This window comes from Streptomyces sp. NBC_01390, from assembly GCF_045040105.1.
GTDB lineage: Bacteria > Actinomycetota > Actinomycetes > Streptomycetales > Streptomycetaceae > Streptomyces.
The window spans coordinates 2,516,810-2,535,008 of sequence record NZ_CP109551.1 but is presented as its reverse complement, the minus strand read 5'-3'; the positions used below and the strand labels follow the sequence as shown (position 1 = coordinate 2,535,008).

General features: G+C 70.3%; 15 protein-coding genes. 7 read left to right on the top strand and 8 right to left on the bottom strand.

The annotated features are described in order from the left end of the window. Positions 1-49: 49 nt before the first annotated feature. On the top strand, positions 50-1,534 hold the full coding sequence (locus tag OG241_RS11420) for a cytochrome P450 (protein ID WP_405815115.1): 1,485 nt from the start codon (positions 50-52) through the stop codon (positions 1,532-1,534). Between the two features lie 18 nt (positions 1,535-1,552). On the opposite strand, the gene OG241_RS11415 is transcribed toward OG241_RS11420, so the two are convergent. The 5 genes from OG241_RS11415 to OG241_RS11395 all read right to left on the bottom strand — a co-directional run bounded on the left by OG241_RS11415 (position 1,553) and on the right by OG241_RS11395 (position 7,913). Then, positions 1,553-2,494, bottom strand: coding sequence for a pseudouridine synthase (locus OG241_RS11415; RefSeq protein ID WP_405815113.1), 942 nt, complete (start codon positions 2,492-2,494; stop codon positions 1,553-1,555). A gap of 106 nt (positions 2,495-2,600) precedes the next feature. Next, positions 2,601-3,716: a terpene synthase gene (locus tag OG241_RS11410; protein WP_405815112.1), complete on the bottom strand. Its 1,116-nt coding sequence runs from the start codon at positions 3,714-3,716 to the stop codon at positions 2,601-2,603. A gap of 372 nt (positions 3,717-4,088) precedes the next feature. Continuing rightward, positions 4,089-5,621, bottom strand: coding sequence for an amino acid permease (locus OG241_RS11405; protein WP_405815111.1), 1,533 nt, complete (start codon positions 5,619-5,621; stop codon positions 4,089-4,091). A 305-nt stretch (positions 5,622-5,926) separates the two neighbouring features. Next, positions 5,927-6,775, bottom strand: coding sequence for a siderophore-interacting protein (locus OG241_RS11400; protein WP_405815110.1), 849 nt, complete (start codon positions 6,773-6,775; stop codon positions 5,927-5,929). 208 nt (positions 6,776-6,983) lie between these two features. Beyond that, on the bottom strand, positions 6,984-7,913 hold the full coding sequence (locus tag OG241_RS11395) for a 5'-3' exonuclease H3TH domain-containing protein (protein WP_405826153.1): 930 nt from the start codon (positions 7,911-7,913) through the stop codon (positions 6,984-6,986). 271 nt (positions 7,914-8,184) lie between these two features. Between OG241_RS11395 and OG241_RS11390 the strand changes: the two genes are divergently transcribed. The 4 genes from OG241_RS11390 (at position 8,185) to OG241_RS11375 (ending at position 12,985) form a co-directional block, all read left to right on the top strand. Then, complete coding sequence (locus OG241_RS11390; protein WP_405815109.1) at positions 8,185-9,279, top strand: glycine betaine/L-proline ABC transporter ATP-binding protein; 1,095 nt, start codon at positions 8,185-8,187, stop codon at positions 9,277-9,279. After that, positions 9,272-11,110 carry an ABC transporter permease/substrate binding protein gene (locus tag OG241_RS11385; RefSeq protein ID WP_405815108.1) on the top strand — a complete coding sequence of 613 codons (1,839 nt, stop codon included), beginning with the start codon at positions 9,272-9,274 and terminating at the stop codon, positions 11,108-11,110. Before OG241_RS11390 ends, OG241_RS11385 begins: the two co-directional genes overlap by 8 nt. A gap of 470 nt (positions 11,111-11,580) precedes the next feature. Then, complete coding sequence (locus OG241_RS11380; protein ID WP_405815107.1) at positions 11,581-12,150, top strand: helix-turn-helix domain-containing protein; 570 nt, start codon at positions 11,581-11,583, stop codon at positions 12,148-12,150. 91 nt (positions 12,151-12,241) lie between these two features. After that, the gene (locus OG241_RS11375) at positions 12,242-12,985 is read left to right on the top strand and encodes a helical backbone metal receptor (RefSeq protein WP_405815106.1); all 744 of its coding nucleotides are present in this window, start codon (positions 12,242-12,244) and stop codon (positions 12,983-12,985) included. On the opposite strand, the gene OG241_RS11370 is transcribed toward OG241_RS11375, so the two are convergent. Beyond that, positions 12,912-14,108: a TDT family transporter gene (locus OG241_RS11370; RefSeq protein WP_405815105.1), complete on the bottom strand. Its 1,197-nt coding sequence runs from the start codon at positions 14,106-14,108 to the stop codon at positions 12,912-12,914. The two genes, OG241_RS11375 and OG241_RS11370, sit on opposite strands and share 74 nt — an antisense overlap. A gap of 70 nt (positions 14,109-14,178) precedes the next feature. Here OG241_RS11370 and OG241_RS11365 point away from each other — a divergent pair, with 70 nt between their 5' ends. Next, positions 14,179-15,102 (top strand): LysR family transcriptional regulator, encoded by a 924-nt coding sequence (locus OG241_RS11365; RefSeq protein ID WP_405815104.1) that lies wholly within the window; start codon positions 14,179-14,181, stop codon positions 15,100-15,102. Between the two features lie 76 nt (positions 15,103-15,178). Here the strand turns inward: OG241_RS11365 and OG241_RS11360 are convergent, their stop codons facing one another. Continuing rightward, positions 15,179-15,913, bottom strand: a complete 735-nt coding sequence (locus OG241_RS11360) for a gamma-glutamyl-gamma-aminobutyrate hydrolase family protein (RefSeq protein ID WP_405815103.1) — start codon at positions 15,911-15,913, stop codon at positions 15,179-15,181. An 82-nt stretch (positions 15,914-15,995) separates the two neighbouring features. Then, positions 15,996-16,727: a FadR/GntR family transcriptional regulator gene (locus OG241_RS11355; RefSeq protein WP_405815102.1), complete on the bottom strand. Its 732-nt coding sequence runs from the start codon at positions 16,725-16,727 to the stop codon at positions 15,996-15,998. A 95-nt stretch (positions 16,728-16,822) separates the two neighbouring features. On the opposite strand from OG241_RS11355, the gene OG241_RS11350 reads away from it, so the two are divergent. Beyond that, positions 16,823-18,193, top strand: a complete 1,371-nt coding sequence (locus OG241_RS11350) for a glutamine synthetase family protein (RefSeq protein ID WP_405815100.1) — start codon at positions 16,823-16,825, stop codon at positions 18,191-18,193. The last annotated feature ends 6 nt before the right edge of the window (positions 18,194-18,199 follow it).

Sequence of the window (18,199 nt, the reverse complement as noted above, 5' to 3'; positions counted from 1 at the left end):
CCATCAACCCTCCTGACACCGGATCCACCTCAGTTTCGGAGCGATCACCGTGACGCCTGACCCCCACTCCCTGACCGGCACGGCCGACACCGACCTCAGCCCACCCCCCGGCTGCCCCGCCCACAACACCGGCACCGGCCCCGGCGGCCTGCGCCGGCTGTACGGCCCAGAGGCCGAGGACCTGGGAGCCGTGTACGAGAAGCTCCGCGCCGAACACGGCGCGGTGGCTCCTGCGCTGCTTCATGACGACGTACCGATCTGGGTGGTGCTGGGTCATGGCGAGAACATGCACATGGTGCGGAGCCCTTCGCAGTACTGCAAGGACAGCCGGTTGTGGACGCCCATGCAGGACGGCACCGTCAAGCCCGACCACCCGCTCATGCCGCACTTCGCACGGCAGCCCATCTGCTGTCACACCGAGGGCGACGAGCACCTGCGGCTGCGCGGCGCGGTCACCAGCGCCATGTCGACCATCGACAACCGAGGCATCCGCCGCTACATCAACCGCGCGACCCAGCATCTCGTCAACAAGTTCTGTGAGCAGGGCAGCGCCGATCTGGTCAGCCAGTTCGCCGAGTATCTGCCGATGGCGGTGATGTGCGAGATCCTCGGCATGCCCGAGGAGTACGGCGACCGGATCGTGCAGGCCGCCCGCGACATGCTCAAGGGCACCGAGACCGCGATCGCCAGCAATCAGTACATCATGGACGCCCTGATGCGGCTCACCGCCCGCCGCCGGGCCGAGCCCGAGGACGACTTCACCAGCCGCCTCATCGCCGACCCGGCGGGGCTCGACGACGAGGAGGTCGGCCAGCACCTGCGTGTCGTCCTGATCGTCGCGTACGAGAGCACGACCAACCTGCTCGCCAACGTACTGCGTGAGGTGCTCACCAACCCGGGCTTCCGTGCCCGACTCAACGGCGGTCAGATGACGGTGCCCGAAGCGGTCGAGCAGTCCCTGTGGGACGAGCCGCCGTTCAGCACGGTCTTCGCCTACATCGCCAAGCAGGAGACCGAGCTGGGCGGGCAGCGCATCCGTAAGGGCGACGGACTCCTCCTGGGCATCGCACCGGGCAACGTCGACCCGAGGGTCCGCCCCGATCTCGAAGCCAACATGCAGGGCAACCGCTCCCACCTGGCGTTCAGCGGCGGTCCCCACGAGTGTCCGGGCCAGGACATCGGCCGCGCCATCGCCGACGTCGGCGTCGACGCGCTGCTGACCCGAGTTCCCGACATCCAACTTGCCTGTGATGAGGACGAGTTGCGCTGGCGGTCGTCAGTCGCGAATCGCCACCTGGTGGAACTGCCGGTGAAGTTCGCGCCGAGGTCCCCCCAGGAGGTCATGGAGAACCCGGGCGTCAGGCCGGTGCCGTCACAACGCCCGAACAACTGGGAGGTCGGCACGGAGCAGCTGCAGCTCACGGTGTCGGAGCCGGTGGCCCCGGTCGGTGAGCCCACGTCGACGTCGGCACCCGAACCGACGCGCCCAACGGGTGTGTTCCGGCGCCTTCTGCGCTGGTGGCGCGGCGCCTGAGCCGATCGGCCACCGGGGCTACTCGGCCCACTCCGGGTACGACGACCAGGCCCGCAGCACCCGCGGGCTGACGAACCGGTGCTCGAGACCCGTGACCGGATCGCTGAACTCAAGAACCCGCGCCAGCAGTTGGAGCGGACGGCGGAAGTCACCGGCCGCCACAGGGCCGGTGACTTCCGGATAGAGGGGATCGCCGAGGATCGGCACCCCCAAGGTGCTCATGTGCACCCTTAGTTGGTGCGTCTGCCCGGTACGCGGCATCAGCCGGTACCGGGCACGCCCGTACCCGTGCTCCAGCAACTCGATCCGGCTGACGGCATTGGGCTCGCCCTCGACCTCGCGGGCCGCCATGACCCCGCGCTCCTTGACGATTCGGCTCTGTACGGTGCGGGGCAGGACCAGGGTGGGATCGTACGGCGCCACGGCCTCGTACTCCTTCGCCACCAGCTTGTCCCGGAACAGCGACTGATACACGCCGCGTTCCTCGGGACGCACCGTAAACAGCACCACCCCGGCCGTGAGCCGGTCCAGGCGGTGTGCCGCGCCGAGAGTCGGGATGCCCAACTGCCTCCGCAGCCGGGCGAGGGCCGTCTCGGCGACATGACTGCCGCGTGGGATGGTGGCCAGGAAATGGGGTTTGTCGGCCACCACCACGTGATCGTCCCGGTACAGGACATCGACCGGGAAGGGCACCTGTTCCTCGTTGGGCAGTTCCCGGTGGAACCAGACGAACATCCCGGGCACATATGCCATGTCCCGCGGCACCGGACGTCCGGTCACATCCACGATCCGGCCGGAGTCGAGCATCTCGTCGACAACGCCGGTCCCTGCCGCGAGCCGAGCATTGAGATGATCTCGCACGGTCGTCCACTCGTCCCCGACCGGCAAGCGAACGCGTACCGGATCCACCCCGTCGCGCTGCGGCAGGGGAGAGGGCGGGGGCGGATTACGGCGTCTCATCACGATCAAGCATATGAGAAGCGTGGTCTGCCGGGCCCCGTCTCCGGCGCTCGGTCGTTCTCGCACCGCAGGTCAGGGCGCTGCTGCCTGGTCTCCGCCAGGCAATCTACGCAACGGCTGTGACTGAGTGGTGTCGGTCCCCGCAGTGGGGACAGACGCCTGCGGCGGCCGAGTGGTGCTTGTCGGCCTTGATGCGGTCGTGGGTGGGACCGTGCGGTCCTGTCCTTGGAGTTGGGCGTCCCGCGCGGTTGTTGTGTCGTCCGGTGAGGGTGTGCCATTCAAGATTTCCCCGCATCCAGTGCCTCAGCCCCGCGAGGTAGCGGGTGAGTTCGGGCGAGGCGTCGCGCGCGACATCGGGTTCCAGACGCAGATACGCGCGCATGAGGTTGTCGTGCAGTTCGCCAGTCGCGCACATGCTCCGTTCGAGGGACCACCCGTGGCGTGCGGAGAGCACTGTGGGCAAGCTGTGGCTGCCGATGTCAGCGCTTTCCTTGGCGACCGAATACAAGTCGTTCACCAGCATGATCATCAATGAGGCGGCCAGCGACAGAGATCGGACACCAGGGGCTTCCCAGTCGCGGGCGGGCAGTTCGTAGCCTCCGGCGACATCGATCAGTACCAGGCATGCCATGGCTCCGTTGTACTTACGATGAGCCAAGTACTCCGCGGGATCGGGAACGTGCCCGGCTATACGCCATGAGTTTTCCGCCGACATTGCCAGGAACGTAGCGGTTGTCTCGTGGCGCAGACGGCCTACTTGCGCCGGCGTGCCCAAGCGTGCAATGTGCTCTGCGGTTTCGCGGAGGGCATGTGCCACTGGGTCACTGCCGACAAAGCCCTCGATCGAGGGGCAGTCGGGCAGCCGTGCGCCGTTCTCCAGCGCGGTCAACGACCCCGCGAGCCGGGAGGCACTCATGGCGAGGCGGACGCCTTCTATGCCCTCGTCGCAGTAGTGGTCGTCCGCGGCGAACAGGGCGGTCATGTTGCGGGCCACGAGCATCAGGTGATCGTGATCGACCGCGTCAGGGTGCGTGAGCGCGGCGAAAGTGCCGAAGCGGTATCCGTTCAGCTCGGCCCGTTGCCCGGGGAAGAGATCAAGGCTGAGCGCCCAAGCGACTATGTCCTCGTCCGCCCTGCGAGCCGCCGGCTCGTTGTACATGACCGGAAAGGGGCACAACACACTCGGCACTGACCAAATCCGCGTGGAGGTGTCGCTATTCATGCGTCTTATGATGCGGCGCTCGGGCTCTTTGGGGAATGGCTGGTTCTGGCCACACTGACAACGGTTCCCAGGCCCTTTCCCCTCGCAGCAGCATCGACCGCCCCTGGCGCATCGGATTTCGTGCTGGATTGAGGCAGGGTGGCCGGTCTTGAGTGAGGCCGCAGTTTCGACGATGTTGCGGGCCCGCTATTGGATCGACTGTGAAATCACGTCACCGCACGGGTCGGCGTCGGTCACCCGGAATGCGCTGTAGGGATTGGCTGACCGAAACTGGATGCCGACCCGGCCAGGTCGCCGTGGCCGGCTGCCGAAACCTCGGGCACCCGGCTGCGGCGAACGCTGTCTGTGCGGCGGAGGCCGTCGTGCGGTGGGTCAGGTCCTCCCGGCAGAGCGCACCCGTTGCGCACGCACAAGCCGGTACCCGCCCCCACCCCCCACCGTGACCACCAGGAACAGCACCGTGAACCACTGGAAGTACCAGTGGCCGCCCGCCGGGTCGTACACCGCTGCCCTGGGCCAGGCCAGGTTGACCGTCATGATGAGGCCGTAGAGGAGGGCGAGGGCGTTCACCGGGATGCCCCAGCGGCCCAGGGAGAAGAGGGGCTTGCCGGCTTCGTCGGTGCCGTCGGCGGTGAAGGTGCCCTTCAGGCGCTGGACCAGCAGCGGGCCCGTCACCATCGCGTACGCCAAATACAGCATCACGATGCAGGTGGTGCCGATGGCCAGGAAGGCTTCCGGGGAGGCGAAGTTGAGGAGGAGCAGGATCGCCGCCAGGGCGCCGACGACCAGGGCGGGGGCGTTCGGCATGCCCGTGCGCGGGTTGACCTTCGCGAGGCGGGCCGAGAACGGCAGCTGGCCGTCGCGGGCCATCGAGAACAGCATCCGGCAGGCCGCCGTCTGGATCGCGAGCGTCGCCACCGCGATCGCCACCACCACGTCGACCAGCAGGGCCCGGCCCACCCCGTCGCCGAGGCTGCTCGTCAGGACGTAGCTCAGGCCCTCCACGCCGAGCCGGCCGTCGGTGAGGCTCGGCGCGGCGAGCAGGCCGGCGAGGATGATCAGGCCGCCCAGCAGGCCGGCCGAGGCGAGCGCGGTGAGGATCGTACGGGGTGCGGTGCGCCGGGGATGGTGTGTCTCCTCGCTCATCTCGCCCGCGCTGTCGAACCCGATCATCACGTACGCCGCCGTGAACGAACCCACCAGCAGCGCCCCGGTCAGGCCGGACTGCAGTGCCGTACCCGTGTGGAAGGTGATGCCGGGAGTGCGCTCGGAGTGGGTGAACAGGAGCACGATGATCAGGACGGCGCCGATGATCTCGGCGGTCACGCCGACCCGGTTGATCACCGACATCACACGGTTGTCCAGGACGTTCACCAACGTGGTGAGGGCCAGCAGGAGCACGCCGAGAATCGCCGCGTTGGCGGCGCCGCTCGCCGAGGTCGGGGCCGGGTCGTCGCCGACCAGCTGGAAGCCGGACCAGATGGCCGGCATGACGACCTGGAGCGCGAGGGCCGCCGCCGCGACCACCACGATCTGCCCGATCACCATGATCCAGCCGGCGAACCAGCCGAAGGTGAGGTTCGAGAGCCGCGACGACCACTGGTAGATCGCACCGGAGATCGGATAGCGCGCGGCCAGTTCCGCGAAGCAGGCGGCGACCAGCAACTGGCCTGCCAGTACCGCGGGCCAGGCCCAGAAGAAGACGGGGCCGCCGAACGCGTATCCGAAGGCGAAGAACTGGAAGACCGTCGTCAGGACGGAGATGAAGGAGAACCCGGCGGCGAACGAGGCGTAGCGGCCGAGGCTGCGGTGCAGTTCCTGGGGGTAGCCGAACTCGGCCAGGGAGCGGTCGGCGGATGGCTCCGGCGGATCGGGGCGTACGTCGGGGGAAGCGGTCGTGGTCACGGCGGGACCTGCCTTCGGCGCGTAATTCCTGTCGGGTGACAGAAATTAGGGAGGCGCTGTTTCGCAGGGATGTCGTGGCCGTGTCGAGGCGGGACCCAAGTCCTCACGTGTCGATGGCGGCCCGCCAACTGGGCGACCCGAACAGCGACTCAGTCATGGGGGAGGGCAGTTCGGGCTGGCTGGGAGCCCCGGCCGGGGAGGGCCCACTCAGCCGCCGGGGTGGTACGTCGTCGGCCCGGCTCCACAAGGGGCCGGGCCGGGGAAACGGGGCCCGGATGGTCTCGGGCCCCGGAAGTCGCGAAGACTCAGGAGGCCGCCGGTTCGGCGGTCTCCTGCTCCGCCTCCACCCGCGCGTTCCAGTCCCGCTTGGACGCCTGCCAGCCGTCCTCGTTGTGGCCGAGGCGCCAGTAGCCGGAGATCGAGAGATCCTCGCGCGGGATCCCGTGCTCCACCCGCAGCAGTCGGCGCAGGTCCTTCACGAAGGACGCCTCGCCGTGCACGAACGCCTGTACCCGGCCTGTGGGGAACTCCAGGGCGCTCACGGCTTCGACGAGGGCCTGGCCGAGGGGGCGGTCGCCGCGGTGCAGCCAGTGGACCTCCACGTCGGAGTCGATCTTCTGCTCCTCCTGGGGGCCGGCGATCTCGACGAACGCGTACACCTTCGCGCCGTCGGGCAGCGCCTCCAGGGTGCAGGCGATCGCGGGCAGTGCGCTCTCGTCGCCGACGAGCAGATGCCAGTCCGCGTCGGGGTCGGGGGCGTAGGCCCCGCCGGGCCCGCCGAAGACGACCGTCTCGCCCGGCTGTACGCGCATCGCCCAGGGGCCGGCGATGCCCTCGTCGCCGTGCAGGACGAAGTCGAGGGTCAGTTCGCGCAGTTCGGGGTCCCAGGCGCGCACCGTGTAGGTGCGGGTCACCGGCCACTGGTCGCGGGGGAACTCCTCGCGGATGCGCTGCATGTCGAAGGGCTCCGGATAGGTGACGCCCTTGGCCGGGAACTGCAGCTTCACGTAGTGGTCGGTGCGCGTGCCTGCGGTGAACTCGGCGAGGCCGTCGCCGCCGAGAACCACGCGCTGCATGTGCGGCGTCAGTCGCTCGGTACGGACGACCTGCGCGGAGTGGGTCTTCGGAGCCCTGCGTTCCGGGCGCTCTGCCATGACGGCCTCCCTGTTCCCTTGCTTAGGCTTACCTAAGTTAACACCTCTCCCTGATGCAACCCTGTCGCCCGAGGCGATTTATTTCGTAACGATGCCTTAAAGCGAGAGCGGTATTCTCTGTAGCGAGGATTCCGTTCTCCTTGGGTGGGGGTGTCGCGCCTGGTGGTGAGGCCTCCTACAGCGTGCACCTCCCGCGAGCGGTGGTGCCTCACCTTCCGAGTGTCGTGAGCAATCTCTCCAACGAACCCCCAAGTCCCCAGCGGGCAGCGAGCGCGTCGAGTGCCTCCGGGTCGCGGGGGGCGCGCGGCAACGCCGTGTTGACATCCGGCAGCGGCACGTCGCCGGCCACCAGGACGACCTTGGGCGCGACCTCCACGTACGGCCGTGACTCGTCGAGCCGCTTGCGCTGCGAGGGCGTCAGCTTCGCCTTCGGGTCGTCGACGGCGGCCATGATTCCGGCCACGTCGCCGAACTCGGCCAGCAGCTTCGCGGCCGTCTTCTCGCCGATCCCCGGCACGCCCGGCAGCCCGTCGCTCGGATCGCCGCGCAGCAGCGCCAGATCCGCGTACCCCTTCCCGTCCACCCCATACCTCTCGCGCAGCCAGGCCTCGTCGGTCAGCTGCAGGGTGCCCACGCCCTTGAGCGGGTACAGGACGCGCACCCCGCGCGCGTCGTCGACCAGCTGGTACAGGTCCCGGTCGCCGGTGACGATGTCGACGGGGCCCGCCGCGCGCGCGGTGAAGGTGCCGATCACGTCGTCCGCCTCGTATCCCGCGACGCCCACGCGCGCGATGCCGACCGCGTCCAGCACCGCTTCGATGATCGGCACCTGGGGAGACAGGGTGTCCGGCACCTCCTCCTCGTCCGGACCGACCTCGCGCTCCTCTGCGACGCGGTGGGCCTTGTACGACGGGATCAGGTCGACCCGCCACTGCGGACGCCAGTCCGCGTCCATGCACGCCACCAGCTGGTCCGGCTGGTGGTCCTTGACCAGCCGGTCGATGAATTCGAGCAGCCCGCGCACGGCGTTCACCGGCGTGCCGTCCGGAGCCTTCACGGACTCCGGGACGCCGAAATAGGCGCGGAAATAGAGCGAGGCGGTGTCGAGGAGCATCAGTCGTCCGGTCACGTCTCGCATCATGCCGTACGCCACTGACAGTCACCCCGCGCGCCGCCTTCCGGCGCACCGGCGGCTCCCACCAGGGGCTCCGCGTTCCAGCTGCGAAGCCTTGTGAACTGGCACACTCGCCCGTTTGCCCATGTCGGGAGGGGGCATGCGCGACCCCGAGTGAACCCGGATGTTCGCGCAATCGACGCAAATGGAGAACGTGAACGAAAACGCGATCGAACAGCTCGAACGACGAGCGCAACCGAAAAGCACGACCGAAAAGTACGACCGAGGAGCACCCTTGTCATCCAGGCTTGAGGCCGAGCATCTGTACAAGGTGTTCGGCAGACGACCCGGCGACGCGGTAACCCGGCTCGAACAAGGAGCCGACCGCGAGGAACTGCGCGACGACGGCATCACCGCGGCCGTCGTCGACGCGTCCTTCAGCGTGGAACCCGGCGAGATCTTCGTCGTCATGGGCCTGTCCGGCTCGGGCAAGTCGACGCTGCTGCGCATGCTCAACGGCCTGCTGGAACCGACGGCCGGACATGTCCGTTTCGACGGTGAGGACCTGACCGCGCTCGGCGACCGTGAACTGCGGGCGCTGCGGGCGAACAAGATCAGCATGGTCTTCCAGCACTTCGCGCTCTTCCCGCACCGCAGCGTCCGCGAGAACGCCGCGTACGGCCTGTCCGTGCAGGGCGTGCCCCGCGCCGAGCGCGAGCGTCGCGCCGGCGAGGCGCTCGCCCTGTGCGGTCTGGCCGGCTGGGAGGACTCGTGGCCGGACGAGCTGTCCGGCGGCATGCAGCAGCGCGTGGGCCTGGCCCGGGCGCTCGCCACCGATGCCGACCTGCTGCTCATGGACGAGTCGTTCAGCGCGCTCGACCCGCTGATCCGCCGGGACATGCAGGACCAGCTCCTGGAACTCCAGAAGACCCTCAAGAAGACCATCGTGTTCATCACCCACGACCTCAACGAGGCCATGCGCCTGGGCGACCGTATCGCCGTCATGCGCGACGGCCGCATCGTCCAGACCGGCACGGCGGAGGACATCCTCGTCCGCCCGGCCGACGACTACGTCGCCTCCTTCACCAAGGACGTCGACCGCTCCCGCGTCCTCACCGCGGGCGCCGTCATGGACCCGGAGACCCGCGGCGACGAGGCCGACTGCGACTGTCCGACGGCGACGCCCGACACGCCGTTCACCGAACTCTGCGCGCTGAGCGCCCGGCTGACCCACCCCGTCGCGGTGCTCACCGCGGACCGCGAACTGGTCGGCGTCGTACCGAGACAGCGCATCCTCGGATTCCTGGGCGACCAGCAGGGCGACCCCGAGCACGGCGGCAGCCCGATTGTCCCGGCCCACGCGGAGGGGAAGGTGACCGCCCGTGCCTAGGCTCCAGCTCGGCGACTGGGTCGACGACGGCGTCACCTGGCTCGTCGACCACATGTCCTGGCTCTTCGACGCGATCAAGACGGTCGTGGAAGGCCTCTACGACGGCATCAACGCCGTCCTCAGCGCCCCGGAGCCCCTCCTCCTGGCCGGCATCCTCGCGGTGGCCGCCTGGTGGCTGCGCGGCCTGGTCGCGGGCGCCCTCGCCATCGCCGGATTCGCACTCGTCGACTCCATGGCCCTGTGGGACCGCGCCATGTCGACGCTCTCCCTGGTGCTCGTCGCCACCCTGATCGCCCTGGTGATCTCGATCCCGCTGGGCATCTGGGCAGCCCGCTCCAAGACGGTCAGCGCCGTCGTACGGCCCGTCCTGGACCTGCTCCAGACGATGCCGTCGATGGTGCTGCTGATCCCGGCGATCCTGTTCTTCGGCATGGGCGTCCCCGCGGGCGTCGTCGCCACCCTGATCTTCGCCCTGGCTCCCGGGGTGCGCATGACCGAACTCGGCATCCGCCAGGTCGACGCCGAACTCGTCGAGGCCGCCGAGGCGTTCGGCACCCCGCCCCGCGACACGCTGCTGCGCGTACAGCTGCCACTCGCGCTTCCGACGATCATGGCGGGCGTCAACCAGGTCATCATGCTCGGCCTGTCCATGGTCGTCATCGCCGGCATGGTCGGCACCGGCGGGCTCGGCGGCGCAGTCAACGAGGCCATCGGCCAGCTCGACATCGGCCTCGGCTTCGAGGCGGGCCTCGGCATCGTCGTCCTCGCCATCTACCTCGACCGCATGACCGGCGCGCTCGGCACCCAGATCTCCCCGCTGGGCCGCCGCGCGGCCGCCAAAGCCCGTACCGCAGGCACCCCGAAGCTCTGGAACCACCGCCCCAGCCCGGTCGTCGCGCTGGCCGGCGTGGTCGTCCTGGCGCTCGTCGCCGGCGGTCTCGGGATCTTCGGCTCCTCCTCGCCGGGCACCCGGACCACCGCGACGGACGTGGGACAGGGCAAGAAGGTCACCATTGGCTACATCCCCTGGGACGAGGGCATCGCCACGACGTTCCTGTGGAAGGAACTCCTGGAGGAGCGCGGCTTCGACGTCACGACCCCCCAGTACGCGGCCGGCCCGCTGTACACGGGCCTGGCCACCGGCCAGATCGACTTCGAGACCGACTCGTGGCTGCCCGTCACCCACGCCGAGTACTGGAAGAAGTACGGCGACCAACTGGAGGACCTGGGCAAGTGGTACGGCCCCACCTCTCTTGAGCTGACCGTCCCCTCGTACGTGAAGGGCGTCGACTCGCTCGCCGACCTCAAGGGGAAGTCGTCGGAGTTCAAGGGCCGGATCGTCGGCATCGAGCCGAGCGCCGGAATGATGGGCCTCCTCAAGGACAAGGTTCTGGGGGCGTACGGACTCGACGGTGAGTACGAGGTCGTCGACGGCTCCACCCCGGCCATGCTCGCCGAACTCAAGCGCGCGTATGCCAAGAAGGAACCGATCGCCGTCACCCTCTGGTCGCCGCACTGGGCGTACAGCGACTACGACCTGAAGAAGCTCAAGGACCCGAAGGGCGCCTGGGGCAAGGGCGACGGCGTGCACACGCTGGCCCGCAAGGGCTTCGCCGACGACAATCCCGAGGTCGGCGCCTGGCTGAAGAACTTCTCCATGACCGAGGCACAGCTCACCGGTCTGGAGGCCCGCATCCAGCAGGCGGGCAAGGGCGGTGAACAGGACGCGGTGCGTGCCTGGCTGAAGGCGAACCCTCAGCTCGCCGGGAAATGGGCGCCGGTCCCGGCTTCCGGGGGCAAGAGCGGCGCGAAAGGGGTAACAAGCAACTGAGGGAGCCGCTCTCAGGAGGGGTGGGCCGAACCGGGGCACACACGCGCGTGCGGGGTGTCTGCCGGTGAGACCCACCCCTCTCGGCGTTCCCGGACGGACACGTTCCGCGCACGAGAAGGATCCGGCCAACCACGGAGCGCGAGGCACTCACCTTGGCCCGGTCGCTCCGCCCGCCGCCACCGCTGGTCAGCATCGCCGCCCGCGCGCGGGGAGGGGCGTGAGGGCGGGCGCGGCGGCCCGTCCCCTGGCGCGAACCGTGAGGGTCGTGCCCGACGAGGGGTGACACCGATGTGACCGGCGCATGAAACGGTTTGACGAACATGCGTAGGGTGCAAGGAAGTCATCAGGGAACGCGTCGTGCGTGGTTCGGGGACGATCTGGCGAACAGCCACCGAACACACGGCGCGATGCGCTGTGATGGGACGTACGCAACCGGGACGCGACGACGAGCCGAGGAGGGAGCCGGAGCTATGGGCGACCACAAAGAACAGCCCCTGCGGGTGGGCGCGGCCGTCCGGCGGCGGCGCCGGGCCCTGGAGCTCACCCTCGCCGTCGTGGCCGAGCGCAGCGGCCTGTCGGTGCCGTTCCTGAGCCAGGTCGAGAACGAGCGGGCGCGACCCAGCCGCAGCTCCCTGGAGAAGGTCGCCGACGCTCTGCGCACCACGGCGGTCGAACTCCTCGCGGCGGCCGACCCGGCGTGCAGCGTCGACGTGGTCCGCGCGGACGCCCTCGAACCCGCCCCCGACGAGCCCCGGCTGCGTTCCCTGGTCCGCGGCCACCAGCAGCTGCACGCGATGGAGTTCATCGGCGACCATGACACCGGCCGTGAGTTCCAGCACCGCAACGACGAGTTGATGTACGTCGCGGACGGCGCCGTCGAGGTCGAGGCGGAGGGCCGCGCCCACCGGCTCGGCCGCGGCGACACGCTGTACCTGACGGGCGGGGTCCGGCACCGCTGGCGGGCGACCGTGCCGGACACCCGGGTGATCGTGGTGGCGGTGGCCGAACACATCGAGGCGGTACAGGACGGGCGGCGCTGAGCTGCCGGCGAGTGGTTCCTTCCGGCTGTTCCACGCCCCGGCGGTCGCCGTCAACTCGTGACGCGAGTTCAGTAGTTGGGGTGACGTGATCATGAGGGTGATCTCGCTGGTGCCGTCCCTGACGGAGGCGGTGGCGGTCACCGTGCCCGGCGTTCTGGCCGGGGCCACGGACTGGTGCAGCCACCCGGCCGACCTCGGCGCCGGAGTCGTCCGTATCGGCGGCACCAAGAACCCCGACGTCCGGCGGATCGTCGAGCTCGCCCCCGACCTGGTCGTCGCCAACGAGGAGGAGAACCGAGAACCGGACCTCGCAGCCCTGCGCACGGCGGGCATTGAGGTGCTGCTCACCGAGGTGCGGAACGTGCCGCAGGCGTTCGCGGAACTGGAGCGGGTGGTGACGGCATGCGGCGCGCGATCGCGACCCCGTTGGCTAGACGAGGCCGAGACGGCATGGGCGGCGCCGGAGCGATGGTGGCGAACAGCCGCGGACGGCCGTACGACCGCTGTCGTGCCGATCTGGCGGCGCCCCTGGATGGTGCTCGGTCGGGACACCTTCGCGGGTGACGTGCTGGCGCGGCTGGGGGTCGACAACGCGTACGCGGCCCACGCCGACCGCTATCCGCGGGTGCCGATCGAGGAACTGCGGGCCAGTGCGCGGCCAGGGATGGTCGTGCTGCCGGACGAGCCGTACCGCTTCACGGCCGAGGACGGTCCCGAGGCGTTCGAGGGGCTGCCCTGCGCGCTCGTCAGCGGGCGCCACCTCACCTGGTACGGGCCGTCACTGGCCGAGGCGCCACGGGTGCTGGGCGAGGCCCTGCGAGCAGCTCACCGCTGACCAGCCCCCGGACGGTACGGGCGGCGGCGCCGGCCCAGGCGGCGACGAGCAGGACGTACAGGGCGAAGGCGAGGACGCCGAACGCGGCGAGCCCGGTGTGCCGGCCGAGGCTCTCCGCGCCGGTCACACAGGTGCCCACCGGGAAGGTGAACGCCCACCACGTCATCGTGAAGCCCATGCCCCGGCGCCGTGCGCGCAGCACCAGCGCACCGGCGAGGGCGAGCCACAGCAGAGCGAAGCCCATGACGGGAACGCCGTAGAGGACGGCGACAGCGGCGGCGGTGTCATGGGGGACGCCCAGGACATGGGGGGCGAGGTCGGCGAAGTTGCCGGCGGCGGTGGTGGACTGGCCGAGCGGGCCCAGGGCCAGGAACAGGGTCGGGGTGAGGGCGAGGGGGAGCGGACCGGTCGTCACGAGCCGGCCGAAGACGACCGGCAGCATCACCAGGGTCGCGAGCAGGCTCAGCCCGAACATGCCGAAGCAGGCGAACAGCAGGGCCCGCTGCCCCTGCCCGGGCGGGAGATGGGGGACCAGGAGCGGCCCGAGTGCCGCGGACACCATGGGCGCGACGACGGGGAGCAGCCAGACGGGGCTGGGGGTGCCGCCGCGGACGACCAGGAGGTACGGGACGGCGACGGCGGCGACGAGTGCGATGACCGTCCCGGCGGTGAACAGGACCGCGTCCAGGGCGACGGCGGCCGGCAGACCGAGCCAGTCCTGGCCGACGACGAGGGCGCCACCGCCGACAGCCGTCAGGGCCATGGCGAGGCAGCCGTAGAAGGGGGCCGTCGCCGGGTCGAGGAGGTGGGCGCGGGCCTGGTCGCGGTGGTGGGTCCAGTGCAGGGCGCGGGCGCAGAGAAGCGCGAGCAGCAGGGCGAGGGCGAGAGCCCAGACGGCCGTGCAGAGGGTACGCAGCCCCGGGATGCCGTCCGTGCCGGGGAGACCGGCGCCTGCGGTGCCCACGATGGCGGTGCCCATGACGGGGGCGTACCAGTTGGGGCCGAGCCGGCGGAGGCGGCCGAGGGGAGGCGACAGACGCTGAAGTTGTTGCTGGGGCTGGGACGCGGAGTGGGGCTGGGGCTGGGGGAGTGGGCGGGGATGGGCGGGCGCTGCGGTGGCCATGTTCCTACCGTCGCGTGGGGTGCGGGCGCTCGCCAGGGGGTTCCGGTGAATGAGGACATAAGCTGGATCTATGGGTGATGTGGAGGGCAGGGCCGCGCAGTCGGCGGGAGTCGCGCGGCGGGTCCCGGACCTCGGCGCGATGGAGTTGCTGCTCGCTGTGGCGCGGCTGGGCAGCCTCGGGCGGGCCGCGCAGGAGCTGGGCGTCACACAGCCGGCCGCCAGCAGCCGCATCCGGTCGATGGAACGCCAGTTGGGCGTGGCCCTCGTGGACCGCTCACCGCGCGGCTCCCGGCTCACGGACGCCGGTGTGCTCGTCACCGACTGGGCTCGACGGGTCGTGGAGGCGGCGGAGGCGTTCGACGCCGGGGCGCAGGCCCTGCGGGCGCGACGCGACTCCCGGCTGCGGGTCGCGGCCAGCATGACGATCGCCGAGTACCTGCTGCCCGGCTGGCTGCTGGCGCTGCGTGCGCTGCGGCCCGAGACGGCGGTGTCGTTGCTCGCGGGGAACTCGGCGGCGGTGGCCGAGCGGGTCCTGGCGGACGAGGCCGACATCGGTTTCGTGGAGGGGACGGGAGTACCGAGCGGCCTGGACTCCGTGGTCGTCGCCAAGGACCGGCTGATCGTGGTGACAGCGCCGGGGCACCCGTGGGCGCGGCGGAGGAAGCCGGTGGGGGCACAGGAGCTGGCGGCGACGCCGCTGATCCTCCGGGAGGAGGGGTCGGGGACGCGGCAGGTGCTGGACGCGGCGCTGGGCGGGCTGGCGCGTCCGCTGCTCGAACTGTCGTCGACGACCGCGGTGAAGGCCTCGGCGGTGGGTGGGGCGGGGCCCGCGGTGCTGAGCGAGCTGGCGGTGGGGGAGGAGTTGTCGACGCGGCGGCTGGTGTGTGTGCCGTTGGCCGGGGTGCGGCTGGACCGGGAGCTGCGGGCGGTGTGGCCGGTGGGGCATCGGCCGGTCGGGCCGGCTCGGGAGTTGTTGGGGTTGACGCGGGGGTAGGGCGGGCCTTTCTCGCCCCCGCCGCCCCTACCCGTCCCATCCCTGGGGGCTGTGCCCCCAGACCCCCCTACGGCCCTTAAGGGGCCTTGTCCTCAAGCTCCCCCAGAGGGGGGACCCCCAGACGGGCTGAAAGGACCAGCGCCTCCATCACCCTCACGTCCTCCCCCATCTCCGGATGCCACTGCACTCCCAGCACCCACGCGGAACCCTCCGCTTCCACCGCCTCCACCGTCCCGTCCTCCGCGTACGCCGACGGCCGCAGCCCCCTCCCCAGGCGGTCCACCGCCTGGTGATGGAACGTCGGCACCGATGTCTCCTCCGGTACCGCCTCCTCGTAGCGCGTCCCCGGTACCGGCTTCACGGAATGGTGGCCGAAGACGCCCGGTGTGCGCGCGTGGCCGTCGATGTGCTGGACCAGCGTGCCGCCCAGGGCGACGTTCAGCAGCTGCATGCCCCGGCAGATGCCCAGCAGTGGGGTGCCCGACGCCAACGCCGCCTCGATCAGGGCGAGTTCCCAGGCGTCCCGCGCCTCGGCGGGCGGGCCCGTGCGGGGGTCGCGCTCGGTGCCGTACCGGGCCGGATCGACATCCGGGCCGCCCGCGATCACGACACCGTCCAGCCGGGCGACCGTCGCGGCGGCGTGTGCCGGGTCGTCCGGCGGGAGCATCGCGGCGATGCCCCCGGCCCGCTGCACGAGCCGCGGATACCCGGCCGGCAGGAGTGCCGCGGGCAGGTCCCACGCGCCCCAGCGTGTGCTGGACTCCAGATACGTGCTGACGCCGATGAGCGGTCGTCGTCCGGTGGTGGTCACGAGGGTCTCCCTGGCGTTCAATGGCGTACGGCCATACCTTTGCCGAACGCCACCCCGGGTGGCAACCCATGTCCCACCGGCGTCACGCCAAGAACCCCCGCAACAGTGCCGCCGTCCCCGAGCAGTGCTCCCGCATCATCTCCCGCGCCCCGTCCGCGTCCCCGTCGAGCACCGCGTCCACCAGCGCCGCGTGCTGCCGCTGGGAGTGCTCCAGGTTGCGCACCAACAGCGGGATGCAGTCCAGCAGGTCGTTCACCGTCGCCCGTACCGCCGCGTACTGCGAGGTCAGCGTCGGTGAGCCGGACAGCTCGGAGAGGGTGAGGTGGAGCAGGGTGTCCAGGCGGCGGTAGTCCGGCAGCGGGGCGTCCTGCGTGCGCGCCAGTGCCTCCCGCAGCCGGCTCCCCTGCTCGGCCGACAGCCCGTGCTGCGCGCACAGGCCCGCCGCGCCCACCTCCAGTACCTCGCGGAACCGGAGCACGTCCTCGATGTCGACCGCGCTGATCCGGCGCCGCAGCTCGTCCTCGCCCGCGCCGCCGCGCGGCAGCACGAACGTGCCGCCGTACCGGCCGCGACGCGACTCCACGAGCCCCTGGTCCTGGAGCACCTTCAGCACCTCGCGCAGCGTCACCCGGCTGATCCCGAGCCGCTCGGCGAGTTCGCGCTCGGCCGGCAGCCGCTCGCCGCCCGGGACCAGGCCCAGCCGTACGACCTGGAGAATCTGTTCCAGTGCCTCCTCGAAGCCGTTGCCCGCCCGCACGGGCCGCAGCACCGGCGTCAACCGGTCCTCCAAGCCGCCCTCCGAGTCCAGCGACATCTGGCCGTGCCCCCTTCCCAAGCAATGGTTCTCCGCAATACCTTATGGCTTCCGGCCCGGCCGAGAGAACGCGCAGTAGCCGAAGGAGCTTTCCCGTGGCAGACCGCACACCCCCGCTCAGCGTCGAGGAGCTGCACGCCCTCGTCGCGAGCGGAGAGATCGACACTGTCGTCCTGGCCTTCCCCGACATGCAAGGGCGGCTCCAGGGCAAGCGGTTCGCCGCACGCTTCTTCCTCGACGACGTCCTGGAGCACGGCACCGAAGGCTGCAACTACCTCCTTGCCGTCGACACCGAGATGAACACCGTCGACGGCTACGAGATGTCCTCCTGGGAGCGGGGGTACGGCGACTTCGCCATGCATCCCGACCTCTCCACGCTCCGCCGGCTGCCCTGGAACGCGGGCACGGCGTTCCTCGTCGCCGACCTCGCCTGGAACGACGGGTCCCCGGTCGTCGCCGCGCCCCGCCAGATCCTCCGCCGCCAGCTGGACCGGCTCGCCGAGCACGGGTTCGGCGCCAAGGTCGGTACGGAGCTCGAGTTCATCGTCTTCAAGGACACCTACGAGCAGGCCTGGGACGCCCACTACCGCGGACTGACCCCGGCCAACCAGTACAACATCGACTACTCGATCCTCGGCACCGGCCGCATCGAACCCCTGCTGCGCCGCATCCGCAACGAGATGACGGCCGCCGGACTGACCGTCGAGTCCGCCAAGGGCGAGTGCAATCCGGGCCAGCACGAGATCGCCTTCAAGTACGACGACGCGCTCGTCACCTGCGACCAGCACGCCGTCTACAAGACCGGTGCCAAGGAGATCGCCAGCCAGGAGGGCGTCTCGCTCACCTTCATGGCCAAGTACAACGAGCGCGAGGGCAACTCCTGCCACATCCACCTCTCGCTGGCCGACGCCGACGGCACGAACGTCATGGCCGGCACCGCGGCCGACCCCGGCGGCATGTCCGAGGTCATGCGGTACTTCCTCGCCGGGCAGCTCGCCGCCCTGCGGGACTTCTCGCTGCTCTACGCGCCCAACATCAACTCGTACAAGAGGTTCCAGCCCGGCTCGTTCGCGCCGACCGCCGTCGCCTGGGGGTACGACAACCGCACCTGCGCGCTGCGGGTGGTCGGCCACGGCCGCTCCATGCGGTTCGAGAACCGGCTGCCCGGCGGTGACGTCAATCCGTATCTCGCCGTCGCCGGGCTGATCGCCGCCGGACTGTACGGCATCGAGCAGAAGCTGGAACTGCCCGAGGTGTGCACGGGCAACGCCTACGCCGGCGACTACGCCCACGTCCCCACCACCCTGCGCGAGGCCGCCGAACTGTGGGAGAACAGCCCCATCGTCCAGGCCGCCTTCGGTGACGAGGTGGTCGCCCACTACCGCAACATGGCCCGCGTCGAACTCGCCGCCTTCGACGCCGCGGTGACCGACTGGGAGCTTCGCCGCTCCTTCGAACGTTTGTGAGAGGTC

Excerpts from the sequence above, each read along its gene's own strand:
- OG241_RS11415 (WP_405815113.1), bottom strand. The coding sequence starts at position 2,494 with ATGAGACGCCGTAATCCGCCCCCGCCCTCTCCCCTGCCGCAGCGCGAC.
- OG241_RS11410 (WP_405815112.1), bottom strand. The coding sequence starts at position 3,716 with ATGAATAGCGACACCTCCACGCGGATTTGGTCAGTGCCGAGTGTGTTG.
- OG241_RS11400 (WP_405815110.1), bottom strand. The coding sequence starts at position 6,775 with ATGGCAGAGCGCCCGGAACGCAGGGCTCCGAAGACCCACTCCGCGCAG.
- OG241_RS11395 (WP_405826153.1), bottom strand. The coding sequence starts at position 7,913 with ATGCGAGACGTGACCGGACGACTGATGCTCCTCGACACCGCCTCGCTC.
- OG241_RS11380 (WP_405815107.1), top strand. The coding sequence starts at position 11,581 with ATGGGCGACCACAAAGAACAGCCCCTGCGGGTGGGCGCGGCCGTCCGG.
- OG241_RS11375 (WP_405815106.1), top strand. The coding sequence starts at position 12,242 with ATGAGGGTGATCTCGCTGGTGCCGTCCCTGACGGAGGCGGTGGCGGTC.
- OG241_RS11370 (WP_405815105.1), bottom strand. The coding sequence starts at position 14,108 with ATGGCCACCGCAGCGCCCGCCCATCCCCGCCCACTCCCCCAGCCCCAG.
- OG241_RS11365 (WP_405815104.1), top strand. The coding sequence starts at position 14,179 with ATGGGTGATGTGGAGGGCAGGGCCGCGCAGTCGGCGGGAGTCGCGCGG.
- OG241_RS11355 (WP_405815102.1), bottom strand. The coding sequence starts at position 16,727 with ATGTCGCTGGACTCGGAGGGCGGCTTGGAGGACCGGTTGACGCCGGTG.